Consider the following 14,725-nt stretch of genomic DNA (forward strand, 5'->3'; position numbering starts at 1 on the left):
GGACGCGATGGCTGCGAGCGAAGGGCCGGTCGTGCGGAACGCCGGGCCCGGCGACGTGGCGGCGATCCGCCGGTTCGGCGAGGCGCACATCCGGCCGCACTACACCCCGCTGATCGGTGCGGCGGCGGCGGACGAGCAGGTCCGCCGGTGGTGGACCGAGACGCACGTCGGCGCGGCCGTGGCCGGCGGCCTGGTGGTCGTCGCCGAGGCCGGCGGGGATCTCGTCGGCGTCGGACAGCGCGGCCGCAACGGCGCCGACCACGTGGTCTACAAGCTTTACGTCCACCCCCGGCACCGCGGCGGCGGGCTGGGCTCCCGGCTGCTCGGCGCCCTCGCCGCACAGTTGCCGGCCGACGCAGATCGGTTGTACATAGAGCACTTCGCGGCCAATGCGCGGGCGGGAGTGTTCTACGAGCGTGAAGGCTTCACCGTGGTGAAGACCGAGCCGAGCCCCACCGGTGACCCCGCGCTCGCGGTGGTGTGGCGCGTCCGGGCACGGCGCTAGGCGAACGCCTCCGGCGGCGGGCACGAGCACACGAGGTTGCGGTCGCCCGCCGCGCCGTCGATGCGGCGGACCGGGGGCCAGATCTTCGGCGCGCCCGTCCCGGCGGGGAACACCGCAGTTTCGCGGCTGTACGGCCGGTCCCATTCGCCCGTGACGCACCGCGCCGTGTGCGGCGCCTGCCGCAGCGGGGAGTTCTCGAGGGGCCACTCCCCCGCCGCCACGCGGTCGATCTCGCCGCGGATCGCGATCATCGCGGCGCAGAAGCGGTCGAGCTCGGCGAGGTCTTCGCTCTCGGTCGGCTCCACCATCAGCGTGCCCGCGACCGGGAACGACATCGTCGGCGCATGGAGCCCGTAGTCCGCCAGCCGCTTCGCGACGTCGTCTACCGTGACGCCCGTGGCCTTCGTCAGCGGCCGCAGGTCGAGGACGCATTCGTGCGCGACGAGCCCTTCGTGCCCGGCGTACAGCACCGGGTAGTGCTCGCCGAGGCGGCGGGCGACGTAGTTGGCGTTCGCCACCGCCACCAGCGTCGCGCGCCGCAGGCCGGAAGCGCCCATCATCCGGACGTAGGCCCACGAGATCGGCAGGATCGACGCGCTGCCCCAGGGCGCCGCGCTGACCGGGCCGACGCCGGTGGCCGGGCCGGCGGCCGGCTGCAGCGGGTGGTTCGGCAGGAACGGCGCCAGGTGCGCGCGGACCCCGATGGGGCCGACGCCCGGCCCGCCGCCGCCGTGCGGGATGCAGAAGGTCTTGTGCAGGTTCAGGTGTGAGACGTCGGCGCCGAACCGGCCGTACTGCGCGACGCCGATCAGCGCGTTCAGGTTGGCGCCGTCGACGTACACCTGCCCACCCGCGTCGTGCACCGCCGCGCACACCTCGCCGACGGTGTCCTCGTAGACCCCGTGCGTCGACGGGTAGGTGAGCATGATCGCGGCCAGGTCGTCGCGATGGGAGTCCACAGTGGACTTCAGGTGGGCCAGGTCGATGTTTCCCCGCTCGTCGCAGCGGACGACGACCACCCGCATGCCCGCCATCACGGCGCTTGCCGCGTTCGTGCCGTGCGCGCTGGCCGGGATGAGGCAGACGTCGCGCCCGGCCTCGCCGCGGGAGCGGTGGTAGGCGCGGATGGCCAGCAGCCCGGCGAACTCGCCCTGGCTGCCGGCGTTGGGCTGCAGGGAAACCGTGTCGTAGCCGGTGATCCGCGCCAGCCAGGCGCCGAGGTCGGCCACCACCGCCAGCAGGCCGGCGGCGTCTTCGGCCGGCGCGAACGGGTGCAGCCCGGCGAACTCCGGCCAGGTGACCGGCTCCATCTCGGCGGTGGCGTTGAGCTTCATGGTGCACGAGCCGAGCGGGATCATGCTGCGGTCGAGCGCGACGTCGGAGTCCGACAACGCGCGCAGGTACCGCAGCAGCGCGGTCTCCGACCGGTGCGCGTGGAACACCGGATGGGTGAGGAACGCGCTCGTCCGCCGCAGCGGGGCCGGGAGCGCGTCCGCGGTGTCCGCGTCGAGTCCGTCCACATCGGACACCGAGACGCCGAACGCCTTCCACACGCACGAAAGCCGTTCGCGCGTGGTGGTCTCGTCACAGGCGATGCCGACGTGGTCGTCGTCGATGCGGCGCAGGTTGACGCCGAGGTCGCGGGCCACTGTGACGATTGCGGCCGCCCGACCCGGCACCGCCGCGACGACCGTGTCGAAGAACTCGCCGTGCACGACGTCGACCCCACCCTCGGCGAGGCCGGCGGCCAGCACGGTGGCCATCCGGTGGGCGCGCAGCGCGATTCCGCGCAACCCGTCGGGCCCGTGGTACACGGCGTACATCGACGCCATCACCGCCAGCAGGACCTGGGCGGTGCAGATGTTCGACGTCGCCTTCTCGCGGCGGATGTGCTGTTCCCTCGTCTGCAGGGCGAGCCGGTAGGCGGGGGCGCCGTCGGCGTCCTTCGAGACGCCGACGAGCCGCCCCGGCAACTGCCGCTCCAGGCCCTCGCGCACCGCGAGGTAGGCGGCGTGCGGTCCGCCGAAGCCGAGGGGGACGCCGAACCGCTGGGTCGATCCGACGGCGACGTCGGCGCCGAGTTCGCCCGGCGACCGCAGCAGGGTCAGGGCCAGCGGGTCCGCGGCGACGATCACCGCCGCGCCGTGCTTCTTCGCCTCGGCGATGGTCAGGTCGAGTTCGCGCACCGCGCCCGACGCGCCCGGGTACGACAGCAGCACCCCGAAGAAGTCACCGCCGAGCCCGAGCCCGGTGAGTCCCTGGGACAGGTCTTCGACGACCAGTTCGATGCCGAGGGGTTCGGCCCGGGTCCGGAGCACGGCGAGGGTCTGCGGCAGGGTGTCCTCGTCGACGACGAAGCGGGGCGACGACGACTTGCCCGCCCGGCGGACCAGCGTCATCGCCTCGGCGGCCGCGGTGGCTTCGTCGAGCAGGGAGGCGTTCGCGACGGGCAGCCCGGTCAGGTCCGCGACCATCGTCTGGAAGTTGAGCAGCGCTTCGAGCCGCCCTTGGGAGATCTCCGGCTGGTAGGGCGTGTACGCGGTGTACCAGGCCGGGTTCTCGAGGACGTTCCGCCGGATCACGGGCGGGGTCACGGTGTCGTGGTACCCGAGGCCGATCATCTGCGCCATCGGCCGGTTCCGCGCGGCCAGTTCCCGCAGTTCGGCGAGTGCCTGGGCCTCGCTGGCCGCCGGAGGCAATTCGAGGGGCTCAGCCGACCGGCGAAGCGACTCAGGCACGGCCCGCTCGGCAAGTTCGTCGAGGGAGGCGACGCCAATGACGTCGAGGATGCGCCGAAGTTCCTCCGGACCAGGCCCGATGTGCCGATCGGCGAAGGGAATGCCCTGTTCCAGCGAGGCGAGTGACAGTTCCACGATGGCCTCCTGCGAACGGCGGTGTCTTGACCCACTTAACCGGACCCGACAACCAAAGGCGACCACGGCGGGGGTCCGGGGGCGGAGCCCCCGGGCGGGGTGTGGGGGTCGCACCCCCACAAGACACGCCGGAGCGAGCCTGGCGAGCGCGTAGCGCGAGCAGGGCTCGCCCACTCGCGAGGCGAGGATCCTCCCCACTCTGTCCGTACCCGGTGAAAGGCGCCTGAGAGTTTCGCCCGAGGTTGAGCCGGGCTTGCACCGTCGGCGGGGCCGTCAGGTGGTGTCCTGACGGCCCGCTTTCCAGAGGCGTCTCATCCGCGCGGTCCAGGGTGCCTGAGAGGTTCCGGGGAGGACTTGCTCCTTCGGCGCCGAGCTCAAGGTGTGGCTCGGACTCTCCCGCGCGGGTTCGTCGACCGCGAAGAAAACCTTACCCGGTCGGCCGCGGTGGTGATCACCCGGTCCGGCGGGCGTTGCGGCGCTGGGTCAGCTCGTCCGGCTGGTGGCTCTCGACGATGCCGCCGTCGGCCCGTTCGGCCGGGAACTCGTGGATGGTGCCACTGATTTCCTGCATCGCGCCGCTGACCGCGATGCCGAAGACACCTTGACCGCCCTGGAGCAGATCGACGATCTCCTCCGGCGAGGTGCACTCGTAGACCGTGGTGCCGTCGGAGAACAGCGTCACCCTGGCCAGGTCGCGGACCCCGCGGACCCGCAGGTGGTCGACGGCGACGCGGATGTTCTGCAGGGAGACCCCGGTGTCGAGCAGCCGTTTGACGACCTTGAGCACCAGGATGTCCTTGAACGAGTACAGCCGCTGCGAGCCGGAGCCGTGTGCGGTGCGGATGCTGGGCGCGACCAGCTTCGTCCGGGCCCAGTAGTCGAGCTGGCGGTAGGTGATCCCGGCGATCTGGCACGCGGCCGGCCCCCGGTAGCCCACCAGCTCGTCGGGCAGCGAGTTGTCGGGGAACAGCTCACCCTGCTCGCCGCCCGCGACCTCAACAGGCTGCTTCTCTGAACCAGCCTCGACCACGCAAGCCTCCCCTCGCCCGACCTGATGGCCGGCGAATGACAGCCGGACGGTCCCAGGAGCGGGACCCGCCGGAGATCAACCGCCACGGTCCGGCCCCAGACCGTGAATCACACCGTGACGATTTACCTCCTCCGACGGTAAGCGCCCGGACAGGACCGGTCAACGCGACGCGCGGCAACTGTCAACGGACGGATGAGCCTTCGAGCCGTTCGTCATACCCGGCACGGCCCGGATCCAAACCCGCTGGACGGATTTACTCAGCCGTGTTAATTTTTACTCATGCAGGTAAACACCGAACTCATGGCCGAAATGGGCCTCAGCGTCACCGAGGCCGCGCGGCGCGCGCAGATCATCGGCGCGACCATCGGCGTCATCGCCGACCTCGGGTACCGCAAGGCGACGTTCGCCAAGATCAAGGAGCGCGCCGGGCTCAGCAGCACCCGCCTCATCTCGTACCACTTCACGAACAAGGCCGGCTTGATGCAGGGCGTGCTGAGCACGGTCGTCGAGACGAAGCGGGAGTTCCTCGCCGAGCGGACCGGGGGCGAACTCGACCCCGCGGACCGCCCCGGCTACCTGCGGGCGCACATCGAGACGTCGATCGCGTTCCTGCGCGCGTACCCGGAATGCGTCCGGGTGCTGACGGAGCTGGCCGCGAACACCGACGACGCCGACAACTGGGTGATGACGAAGGTGCTTGTCGACGACCTGCGCGTGCACGGCCTGGCCCGCCAGCTCAAGCAGGGCCAGGCCGAGGGCGCGTTCGGCGCGTTCACGCCCGAGGTGATGGCGATGTCGATCGCCCAGGCCATCGACGGCGTCGCCGCGGCCTACGCGGCCGACCCGTCGCTGGACCTCGAGAAGTACGGGCGCGAGGTCGCCGACGCCTTCGTCAAAGCGACGGCACCTTGAGGGCCCGGTCGAGCCGCTCTTCGATGCGGGCCTTCGGGAACGCGCCGACGATCGTCTCGACCGGCTCGCCGCCGCGGAAGAGGATCATCGTCGGCAGTGACATGACCTGGTAGGCCCTCGTCGTCTCGGAGTTCTCGTCCGCGTTGATCTTCCGGACGGCGAGGGTCCCGGCGCGCTCGGCGGCCAGTCGCTCCAGCACCGGGCCGACCATCCGGCACGGGCCACACCAGGTGGCCCAGAACTCGACCAGCACGGGGACGTCACTGCCGAGCACCTCGGCGAAGGTCGCATCGGTGACTTCGGTGACCTTGGCGTTTTCGGGCATGGCGGGCTTCCTTCACGGGCGCGGGGATTCGGGCACGACACACGGATCGGGCGCCTGCCGGGCCAGCGCACCGGCGAGCTTCACGGCCAGTTCGGCGCGGATGCCGCCGAGCCGCGCGAGGAGGGCGTCCGCTTCTTCGAGCTTGCGGCGGTACACCTCGATCGAGCTCGCGCACGCGTCGCCGGTCTCGTGGCCGCTGCGCAGGCACTCGACGAACGGGCGGGTCTCCTCGAGGGTCAGGCCGACCGTCTGGAGGGTCTGGATCTCCTTGACCAGCTGGAGGTCGTCCTCGTCGTACTCGCGGTAGCCGTTCGCCGAGCGACGGGCCGCGAGGAGGCCCTGGTCCTCGTAAAACCGCAGCGCACGGGTGGTGACACCCGTGCGCTGCGCCAATTCTCCGATCCGCATACCCCGACGCTAGACGTTGACGTCCGCGTCAAGGCAAGTGAAACCACTTCGTGCGGTAGGGCTGCGGGGGTCCGGGGGCGGAGCCCCCGGGCGGGGTCTGGCGGTTGCACCCCCAGAAAACACGGCGAGGGGCTCCAGCGAGCGCTCTCCGCGAGCACGCTCCACCCAAGCCCCGAGCGCTCTCCGCGAGCACGCTCCACCCAAGCCCCAAGCCCCAAGCCCCAAGCGCCCCGAGCCCTCAGGTGTCGGCTCCGCGGAAGTCTTCGGGGGACACGGAGTCGAGGAACTCGCGGAACTTCTCGACCTCGTCCTCCTGCTCGTCCGGGATGATCAGGCCGGCCTCTTCCAGCACCGCGTCCACGGCGTGGATGGGGACGCCGATCCGCAGGGCCAGCGCGACCGAGTCGCTCGGCCGGGCGGACACCCGGATGTCACCGTCGAAGACGAGTTCCGCGAAGAACGTGCCCTCCTTCAGGTCGGTGATGACGACCTGCTCCAGCTCCCGGCCGAGCGCTCCGATGACCTCTTTCAGGAGGTCATGCGTGAGCGGACGGGCGGGGCGGACCCCCTGTTGCTCCAAGGCGATGGCGGTGGCTTCGACCGAGCCGATCCAGATCGGCAGATACCGTTCACCTTCGGTCTCCCGCAGCAACAAGATCGGCTGATTCGCGGGCAGCTCGACCCGCACACCGACGACGCGCATTTCGCTCATCGGGCTTCGCCTCCCTCTCGTGCACACGGGCGTCAGCGCTGAAACGGCTTCACGCCGCCACTGTCGACGCTACCCGTCATCCGTGCGCTGTGCTCGCTGTCCGGACTCTCTCGGTTCGCCTGCCGCAAACCCTGCCTTCACGGTACGGCATGCGGTGCCGAACATTCAGTCATTGACATGTGACCGCAAAGAGGATCTCACTGCTCCGTTGCGGTCAACATCGCGGTCAACACCCGGAGACGTTGCGGATTCCGGCCTTGACAAGGAGCGTATGCAGGGTCACGGACAGTGCCGCGAGCTCCCGGACCACCTCGTCGGCCCTCGCTTTGGCCTCCGGATCACGGTGCCGATACACCGGCGTCACGATCTGCTCCAGCAACCCGACCTCGCGGTCGGCCGCGGCGCGGAAGGCACGCAGATGTCTCGGCTCGATACCGAATTCGGTCATCGCCTTCACCGTCCGCGCGATCAGCACGGCGTCGGGGTCGAAGAATCCCGCCGGACCAGGCCGGACCAGGCCGTACTGCTGCAGCTCGGCCAGCACGGCCGCGTCGATGCCGGCCTGCTCCAGAAGCTCCTCCTGGGTCAGGCGCAGCTCCTTGCCCGCGGTGAAGTCGTCCGCCACGGGCAGGCCGACGTTCTCCGCCGGCGCGTCGATCGGCACCAGCCGGCGCGGCGGGCGGGGCCCGGCCTCGACGGGCCCGGCACCCGAGTCCGCCGCGTCCAGCTGTTCCTTGATGACCTTCAACGGGAGGTAGTGGTCCCGCTGGGCGGCCAGGACGAACCGGAGACGCTCCACGTCCGCCGCGGCGAACTGCCGGTATCCCGAAGGCGTCCGGCCCGGCTGGACCAGGCCTTCCGCTTCGAGAAACCGGATCTTGGAGATGGTGACATCGGGGAAGTCCGAGCGCAGCTGCGCCAGAACGGCCCCGATGCTCAGTCCGTGGTTCTGTGGCCGCCCGGCCGCCGTCACTGCGCCCCCTGGCCCCCGTGCCCCGGGCCGGTCAGGAAGACCAGGCGGAACTTCCCGATCTGGACCTCGTCGCCACCGGCGAGGACGGCCTGGTCGACCGGCTCGCGGTTGACGTAGGTGCCGTTGAGGCTGCCGACGTCGATGACGACGAACTCGCCGCCCTCACGCCGGAACTCGGCGTGCCGCCGGGAGACCGTGACGTCGTCCAGGAAGATGTCGCTGTCCGGGTGCCGTCCCGCGCTGGTCGTGTCGCGGTCGAGCAGGAACCGCGACCCCGCGTTCGGGCCGCGCTTCACGACCAGCAACGCCGAACCCGCGGGCAGCGCGTCCACACCCTGGACCGGGGCCTCGGCGGCCGGGGCGGGCTCGTGGCCTTCGACTTCGGCCAGGAAGTCGGCCCGGAAGACAGAGGTCCGCTCCGGAGACTGCTCCGGGGGAACGCCGCCGGGCCCGTCGTTCGTGCTCACCTGAGCTCTCCTCCACACATGCTGTGTTGCCAGTACTCAAGAACGTGTAGCTGCCAACGTACCGTGCCTGATCGATTCTCCGAGCCCCGGCTCCCCGAACAGGCGCAGTGCGTCTCCGGCGGGGTTCAGCCCTTGGTCAGCGCGTCGTACGCCTCGGCTTCGAGCAGGGCTTCGAGCTCCGCCGGGTCGTCGAGGCGGATCTCGATCAGCCAGCCCTCGCCGTAGGGGTCGCTGTTGATCAGCTCGGGCGCGTCGGCGACCGCGTCGTTGACCGCGACGACCTCGCCGTCGACCGGCGCGAACAGCTCGGAGACGCTCTTGGTCGACTCGACCTCGCCGAAGGCGTCGCCCGCGCTCACCTGGCGGCCGACCTCGGGCAAGTCGACGAACACGACGTCACCGAGCTGGTCCTGCGCATACTCGGTGATGCCCACCCGGACGAGGGTCTCCTCCCTGGTGGCGACCCACTCGTGTTCCTCGGTGTAGCGAAGCTCTTCAGGAGCGGACACCGCCGGTCCCCTTTCATGCCCTCACTGGCGAAACGTGCTGGGCGAAGTCTTACACCCACACGCCGCAGCCGCGCCCCACGACCCGGGGAAAGACGCCCTCAGTCGTCGGCGGCGCCGCGTAGTGCGTTGCGCGCCTGGACGACGTAGAGCACGCCGGACCAGAGGTAGAGGACGCCGCCCCAGATGGTGAAGGCGTAGCCGATCGGCCGGGCGACCGCCGCGACGTCCGAGCCGCCCTGGGTGAGCAGCAGGAGCGGGAACGCATACATCAGCACGAAGGTCGCGCCCTTGCCGATGTAGGTCACCTCCGGCGGGGCGAAGCCGCGGCGGCGCAACGTCAGGACGCACACGCCGAGCACGGCTTCGCGCACCAGCAGCGGGACCACGACCCACCACGGGATGATCTCGCGGAGCAGAAACGCGACCAGCGTCGCGAGGATGTACAGCCGGTCAGCCGCCGGGTCGAGCAGCTGACCGAGCCGGGACATCTGGTTGAGCCAGCGGGCCAGCTTGCCGTCGAGCCAGTCGGTCAGCGCGCTGAACACGAGCACCGCGAGCGCCCAGCCGTCCTCCTTCGGCCCGAGCAGCAACCACAGGAACACCGGCACCCCGGCCAGCCGCACCAGCGACAGCATGTTCGGGACGTTGAAGGCCTGCCGGAGCAGGGACGGCTCGACGGGCGCCGGAGCGGCGGGGTCGGGGGCGGCTGTGCTCACGACTCGAATCTAGACAGCGGAGCACGGCTCCACCATCGAGGGTGGCGGCGAGGGCGTGGACGGACCGGAGCCGGACTCAACACGCGCGGCGGTGGCTCCAGCCGCGTCGCTGCAGCTCGGCGCTGCTCAGCGCCACCGGGCGGCCGCGGTAGTCGGTGCCCATCCAGCGGGCGCGGCCCGGGAGCGCCTCGAGGACGTACGGGCGGCCGCCGCACCAGACGACGCTGCTCAGGACGGTCGGCGGGCTGGACGGGTCGTGGGTGCTGCTGGCTTCGGGGCTGGTCGCTGCTTCGGCGTTCATCGCTCTCACGTGCTCGGTACAGGGTGTGGGGACAGGGAAACCTTTCGGCCTCCACCAAGATCTTCGTCTCGCGGGGCCCGGATGTTAACCGTCGCGGCGGGAATTAGACCGATCGATTCTTGATGACAGCCTGAAGTTTCGGAACGTGAACGGAATGTTAATCGTCCATTATGGACGGTATTGCGGCGGCCACCGGACCCGGCCGCCGCCCGGCCGGAGTAATCTCCGGCACACCCGTGGGCGAGCCGGTCCCGGGGCTCCGGCCCGGATGGGCCAGAATGACCGGGCTCAGCCGAGGCGGCCAGGAAGGATCGCGGTGTCCCACCCGACCACCACGAGGACGTGGCGGCCGTTGCTCGCGGCCTGCATCGCCGTGCCCGCGCTCGCGGCCTGCGCCGGCAGCCCGGCCGCGCCGCCGCCGCCCGCGCCGCCGTCCACGACAACCCCGGCGGCCGCGACGACCTCGACGGGCACCGCCACGCCGCCACCCACCACCGACGGCCCGGCCGCGCCGGCCCCGGTGTCGAAGCCGTCCGGGCCGCCACCTTCGGTGCCCGGGTCGTGCGGCACGGTGACCGCCGCCAGCGGGCTGACGCTGTACGTGTTCGACAGCGGCGCCGCCGGCGTCAGCTGCGCCGCGGCGACGAAGCTGGTCGGCGACTTCCACCGCAAGATCGCCGGGCGCCAGGGCGCCGGCTCGAACGACGCGGTGAACGAGTCCGTCGACGGCTGGCTGTGCGCGTCCGGGCCGCCGGCCGCGCAGGGCGGCACCACCTGCACCAAGGGCGAGCAGACGGTCTTCGCGGCCGTCGTGCCGTCCGAGTGAGTTCGTTCCGATCCGCCGCGCTCCTGAAGGGCCCATGAAGACACTCGCGTATCCCCTGCTGCTCGTCGCCGCGACCGCCGCACTGGCCGGCTGCGGCGGCGACCCGGCGCCCGCCGCGCCTCCGTCCGCAGCTCCCGCGGTGGCCGCCGCGGAGTCGACGGCACCGGGTGTGCCCTGCGGCGACGTCACCGGAACGGGCGGCGCGAAGACGACGGTCGTGACCCACGGCGCGGTGGACTGCGCGGCCGCGACGAAGCTGCTGAAGGACTACTTCGCGAAGCTGACCCCGGCCGAGGCGAAGTCACCGGACGGCCCGGGCCCGGTCGCCCTCGACGAGTGGACGTGCGGCAGCGGCGCGAACGACCCGGTGACGGCGTGCTCCACCGAGGACGGCCGCCAGGTCGAGGCCACCCGCGCCTGACGGGTTCCCAGCGCCCCATGTGGCGTTGGTTGCGCTCAACGCACCCAATGTGGCGTTCGGTGCGTCAGATGCACCCAACGCCACATTGGGGCGTTTGGGGCGGCCGGTCAGGACTTGAGGTCCGGGAAGTCCTCCTCGCGGTACTCGGTGCCCTCGGCCCGCTTCGGGTCGTTCTCGCGGCCGCGCAGCTCGACCCGGCGGATCTTGCCCGAGATCGTCTTCGGCAGGTCCGCGAACTCGAGCCGCCGGATGCGCTTGTACGGCGCGAGGTGCTCGCGGCAGTGGGCGAGGATCGACCGCGCGGTCTCGGCATCCGGTGCGAAGCCCGCCGCCAGCACGACGTACGCCTTCGGCACCGCGAGCCGGATCGGATCGGGGGCCGGGACCACCGCCGCCTCCGCCACCGCCTCGTGCTCGATCAGGACGCTCTCCAGCTCGAACGGCGAGATCCGGTAGTCCGACGCCTTGAAGACGTCGTCCGTGCGCCCGACGTACGTGATGTAGCCGCGCTCGTCGATCGAACCGACGTCGCCGGTGTGGTAGAAACCGCCGGCGAACGCCGCCGAGGTGCGCTCGTCGTCGTCCGCGTAGCCCGTCATCAGGCCCACCGGGCGGTGCCGCAGGTCGAGGCAGATCTCGCCTTCCGGCGCCCGCTTGCCGCTGACCGGGTCGACCAGCGCCACGACGAAGCCGGGTAGCGGGCGGCCCATCGAGCCGGGCACGACGTCCTGGCCCGGCGTGTTCGCGATCTGGACGCTGCTTTCCGTCTGGCCGAAACCGTCCCGGATGGTGACGCCCCACGCCTTCTCGACCTGGTCGATCACCTCGGGGTTGAGCGGCTCCCCCGCCCCGACGACCTTGCGGGGCGGGTTGGCCAGCGCCGTCAGGTCGGCCTGGATGAGCATCCGCCACACCGTCGGCGGCGCGCAGAAGCTGGTGACCCCGCACCGGTCCATCTGAGCCATCAGCGCGCCCGCGTCGAACCGGCTGTAGTTGTGGAGGAACACCGTGGCCTCGGCGTTCCAGGGCGCGAAGACGTTGCTCCACGCGTGCTTCGCCCAGCCCGGCGAGGAGATGTTCAGGTGGACGTCGCCCGGCTCCAGCCCGATCCAGTACATCGTGGACAGATGCCCCACCGGGTACGACACGTGCGTGTGCTGCACCAGCTTCGGCTTCGCCGTCGTGCCGGAGGTGAAGTACAGCAGCAGCGGGTCGGCGGCCTTCGTCGGGCCGTCCGGGGCGAACTCCGGCGACTCGGCGAACGCGGCCGAGTACGGGTGCCAGCCCTCGACCGGCTCCCCCACCGCGATCCGCGTGTAGCCGCCGCCGACGCCGTCGAACTTCGGCGCGTCCACCGAGCGGACCACGACGTGCTTCGCCGCGCCGCGCTCCACGCGGTCGGTCAGGTCGGCCGGCCCGAGCAGGGTGGACGCCGGGATGATCACCGCGCCGAGCTTGATCGCGGCGAGGATGGTCTCCCACAGCTCGCCCTGGTTGCCCAGCATCAGGATCAACCGGTCGCCGCGGCGGACGCCGAGGCGGCGCAGCCAGTTCGCCACCTGGTTGGACCGGCCCGACATCTCCGGGTAGGTCCAGCGGTTCTCGGTGCCGTCCTCCTCGACGATCCACAGCGCGAGCCGCTCCGCGTTGTCGGGATCGTGCGCGACCACGTCGAACCAGTCGATCGCCCAGTTGAACTCGTCGAACTGCGGCCAGGCGAAGTCCCGGTACGCCGTTTCGTAGTCCTCGCGATGGGTCTGCAGGTAGTCCCGTGCCACGCGGAACGCGTGGTGGACTGCCGAAGCGCCGTTGCTCACCCTGCCTCCTCGATCGTGCTCTATTCGCCCGTGAACTCCGGCTTGCGGCGTTCCATGAACGCCTGGACCGCCTCGCCGAGGTCCTTGCTGGGCAGGAACGCCGAGTTCCACGCCGCGACGTACCGGAGGCCGTCGGCGACCTGGCGCTCGGTGTTCGTCGCCAGCACCTGCTTCGTACCCTGGACCACGAGCGGCGGGTTCGCGGCGATCTCGCCGGCGAGTTCCCGCGCGGCCGCCAGCAGCGTCTCCTGGTCCGCGTAGACGTCGTTGACCAGGCCGATCTTCTCGGCGCGGGCGGCGCCGATGTCCTTGCCGGTCAGCGCGAGCTCCCGCAGGTGCCCTTCGCCGACGATGGAGGCGAGCCGCTGGAGGCTGCCGAGGTCCGCGACGATGGCGACGCGCACCTCGCGGACGCTGAACTTGGCGTCGGCGCTGGCCAGGCGGACGTCCGCGGCGGCGATCACGTCCACCCCGCCGCCGATGCACCAGCCGGACACGGCCGCGACGACCGGTTTGCGGCATTCCGCGATCGAGCTGACCGCCGCCTGCAGCGACCGGACGTGGTCGAGGAACGCCGTCCGCGGCCCAGCCAGGTTGTCGGCGCCCAGCATCGGCGCCCAGTCGCCCATCATCGCCGGCAGGTCGAGGCCGTAGGAGAAGTTCGCCCCGCTGCCGGTCAGCACCACGGCCCTGACCTGCGGGTCGGCGTCCAGCGCGCGGAACACCAGCGGCAGCTCGCGCCAGAAGTCCGGGCCCATCGCGTTGCCCTTCGACGGGCCGAGAAGCGTCACTTCGGCCACGTGGCCGTCGACGTCGACCTTCAGGGAGACGAGGTCGGGCAGACTGTCAGCAGTAGCGGTCATGGGGTCATCTTGACCCATGCCGGCGGCGAGCCTCCATTGGCACGTTGTCAATTGATGCCATGGTCACTCTCGGGAGTCGCCGTGCCAACCTGGTCACGGGATGCTTTCCTGAAAGAAGACGCCACGACGCGGGGAAGGACGGTGGGACATGAGCCCGGCCAGCAGCGCGACCGTGATCGATCCGGAGCCCACGCCCGCGCCGGTCCCGCGCTCGTCCCGCCCGATCGAGCTGACCGGCTCGTTCGACCACGAAGGCCACCGGCTCTGGTACACCGAGTTCGGCAGCGGCGACCGGGTCGTCGTGCTCACCCACGGCATCATGCTGACCCGCCGGATGCACGCCCCGCTCGCGCGCCGGCTCGCCGGCGCCGGGTTCCGCGTGATCACCCTCGACCTGCTCGGCCACGGCGACTCGGACCGCCCGACCGAGTCCTGGCTGTACTCGATGCCGTCGTTCGCCGAGCAGACCCTCGCCCTGCTGGACCACCTCGAGGTGGACTCGGCGGTGATCGGCGGGACGTCGCTTGGCGCGAACGTCTCGCTCGAAGTCGCCGTGCTGGCACCCGAGCGGGCGCGCGGGCTGGTCGTCGAGATGCCGGTGCTGGACAACGCGATCGTCTCCGGGCTGGTCACGTTCGCCCCGCTGCTGATGGCGGCCCGGTTCCTGCCGTTCACGGTGCGGGCGGTGGCGCTCGTGGCGTCGCTGGTACCGCACGGCAGCCAGTGGGTCGACGTCGTCACGGACACGCTCTCGCAGCGCCCGGCCCCGATGGCGGCGCTGCTGCACGGCGTGCTGTTCGGCCGGATCGCGCCCCCGAAGTCGGTGCGGCGCAAGATCACGACGCGCACGCTGGTGATCGGCCACCAGGGCGACCCGATCCACCCCTTCGGCGACGCGGACAGCCTCGCCGTCGACATGCCGGACGCGGAGTTCGTCCAGGCCCGCAGCCCGGTCGAGCTCCGCCTGGACCCGACCCGGCTGTCGGACGCGATCCGCGACTTCGCGGCGAGCTGCTACGAGGACTGAACGGGCATCACCCGTGATGCCCGCCGGATCACGCGTGATG

18 protein-coding genes and 1 riboswitch are annotated in these 14,725 nt (G+C 71.1%); of the genes, 5 read left to right on the forward strand and 13 right to left on the reverse strand.

Annotated features, from left to right (window positions below):
- The first annotated feature begins 7 nt into the window (after window positions 1-7).
- On the forward strand, window positions 8-505 hold the full coding sequence (locus tag AB0M82_RS22195; protein WP_364724745.1) for a GNAT family N-acetyltransferase: 498 nt from the start codon (window positions 8-10) through the stop codon (window positions 503-505).
- Here AB0M82_RS22195 and gcvP read toward each other — a convergent pair.
- Entirely contained in the window at window positions 502-3,381 is a 2,880-nt protein-coding gene (gene gcvP, locus AB0M82_RS22200; protein ID WP_364724917.1) for an aminomethyl-transferring glycine dehydrogenase, read from the reverse strand. The two genes, AB0M82_RS22195 and gcvP, sit on opposite strands and share 4 nt — an antisense overlap.
- A 307-nt stretch (window positions 3,382-3,688) precedes the next feature.
- Window positions 3,689-3,787, reverse strand: a riboswitch (glycine riboswitch).
- 42 nt (window positions 3,788-3,829) lie between these two features.
- Window positions 3,830-4,408 (reverse strand): MerR family transcriptional regulator, encoded by a 579-nt coding sequence (locus AB0M82_RS22205; RefSeq protein ID WP_364724747.1) that lies wholly within the window; start codon window positions 4,406-4,408, stop codon window positions 3,830-3,832.
- Between the two features lie 279 nt (window positions 4,409-4,687).
- Between AB0M82_RS22205 and AB0M82_RS22210 the strand changes: the two genes are divergently transcribed.
- The gene (locus tag AB0M82_RS22210; RefSeq protein ID WP_364724749.1) at window positions 4,688-5,320 is read left to right on the forward strand and encodes a TetR/AcrR family transcriptional regulator; all 633 of its coding nucleotides are present in this window, start codon (window positions 4,688-4,690) and stop codon (window positions 5,318-5,320) included.
- Here the strand turns inward: AB0M82_RS22210 and trxA are convergent.
- The 9 genes from trxA to AB0M82_RS22255 form a co-directional block, all read right to left on the reverse strand.
- Complete coding sequence (gene trxA, locus AB0M82_RS22215; RefSeq protein WP_364724752.1) at window positions 5,301-5,645, reverse strand: thioredoxin; 345 nt, start codon at window positions 5,643-5,645, stop codon at window positions 5,301-5,303. The two genes, AB0M82_RS22210 and trxA, sit on opposite strands and share 20 nt — an antisense overlap.
- A gap of 12 nt (window positions 5,646-5,657) precedes the next feature.
- The gene (locus AB0M82_RS22220; protein ID WP_364724754.1) at window positions 5,658-6,053 is read right to left on the reverse strand and encodes a MerR family transcriptional regulator; all 396 of its coding nucleotides are present in this window, start codon (window positions 6,051-6,053) and stop codon (window positions 5,658-5,660) included.
- Window positions 6,054-6,291: 238 nt separating this feature from the next.
- Complete coding sequence (locus AB0M82_RS22225; protein WP_009078856.1) at window positions 6,292-6,765, reverse strand: bifunctional nuclease family protein; 474 nt, start codon at window positions 6,763-6,765, stop codon at window positions 6,292-6,294.
- A gap of 226 nt (window positions 6,766-6,991) precedes the next feature.
- Entirely contained in the window at window positions 6,992-7,738 is a 747-nt protein-coding gene (locus AB0M82_RS22230) for a MerR family transcriptional regulator (protein WP_364724757.1), read from the reverse strand.
- The gene (gene garA, locus AB0M82_RS22235) at window positions 7,735-8,205 is read right to left on the reverse strand and encodes a glycogen accumulation regulator GarA (RefSeq protein ID WP_086864865.1); all 471 of its coding nucleotides are present in this window, start codon (window positions 8,203-8,205) and stop codon (window positions 7,735-7,737) included. Before garA ends, AB0M82_RS22230 begins: the two co-directional genes overlap by 4 nt.
- 125 nt (window positions 8,206-8,330) lie before the next feature.
- Window positions 8,331-8,714: a glycine cleavage system protein GcvH gene (gene gcvH, locus AB0M82_RS22240; RefSeq protein WP_364724760.1), complete on the reverse strand. Its 384-nt coding sequence runs from the start codon at window positions 8,712-8,714 to the stop codon at window positions 8,331-8,333.
- A gap of 98 nt (window positions 8,715-8,812) precedes the next feature.
- Window positions 8,813-9,430 (reverse strand): CDP-alcohol phosphatidyltransferase family protein, encoded by a 618-nt coding sequence (locus AB0M82_RS22245; RefSeq protein WP_364724763.1) that lies wholly within the window; start codon window positions 9,428-9,430, stop codon window positions 8,813-8,815.
- A gap of 76 nt (window positions 9,431-9,506) precedes the next feature.
- The gene (locus AB0M82_RS22250) at window positions 9,507-9,731 is read right to left on the reverse strand and encodes a hypothetical protein (protein ID WP_364724765.1); all 225 of its coding nucleotides are present in this window, start codon (window positions 9,729-9,731) and stop codon (window positions 9,507-9,509) included.
- 288 nt (window positions 9,732-10,019) lie between these two features.
- Window positions 10,020-10,301, reverse strand: coding sequence for a hypothetical protein (locus AB0M82_RS22255; RefSeq protein ID WP_364724767.1), 282 nt, complete (start codon window positions 10,299-10,301; stop codon window positions 10,020-10,022).
- Window position 10,302: 1 nt separating this feature from the next.
- Between AB0M82_RS22255 and AB0M82_RS22260 the strand changes: the two genes are divergently transcribed.
- Both AB0M82_RS22260 and AB0M82_RS22265 read left to right on the forward strand, forming a co-directional pair.
- Entirely contained in the window at window positions 10,303-10,557 is a 255-nt protein-coding gene (locus tag AB0M82_RS22260; protein WP_364724770.1) for a hypothetical protein, read from the forward strand.
- A 34-nt stretch (window positions 10,558-10,591) separates the two neighbouring features.
- A complete protein-coding gene (locus tag AB0M82_RS22265; RefSeq protein ID WP_364724772.1) occupies window positions 10,592-10,978 on the forward strand; it encodes a hypothetical protein in 387 nt (128 codons plus the stop codon).
- Window positions 10,979-11,085: 107 nt separating this feature from the next.
- On the opposite strand, the gene AB0M82_RS22270 is transcribed toward AB0M82_RS22265, so the two are convergent.
- A complete protein-coding gene (locus tag AB0M82_RS22270) occupies window positions 11,086-12,795 on the reverse strand; it encodes an AMP-binding protein (protein WP_364724775.1) in 1,710 nt (569 codons plus the stop codon).
- A gap of 20 nt (window positions 12,796-12,815) precedes the next feature.
- A complete protein-coding gene (locus tag AB0M82_RS22275) occupies window positions 12,816-13,658 on the reverse strand; it encodes a crotonase/enoyl-CoA hydratase family protein (RefSeq protein WP_364724777.1) in 843 nt (280 codons plus the stop codon).
- A gap of 148 nt (window positions 13,659-13,806) precedes the next feature.
- Between AB0M82_RS22275 and AB0M82_RS22280 the strand changes: the two genes are divergently transcribed.
- Window positions 13,807-14,685: an alpha/beta hydrolase gene (locus AB0M82_RS22280; protein ID WP_364724779.1), complete on the forward strand. Its 879-nt coding sequence runs from the start codon at window positions 13,807-13,809 to the stop codon at window positions 14,683-14,685.
- Window positions 14,686-14,725: the final 40 nt, after the last annotated feature.

The organism is Amycolatopsis sp. NPDC051128, assembly GCF_040682715.1.
Classification (GTDB): domain Bacteria; phylum Actinomycetota; class Actinomycetes; order Mycobacteriales; family Pseudonocardiaceae; genus Amycolatopsis.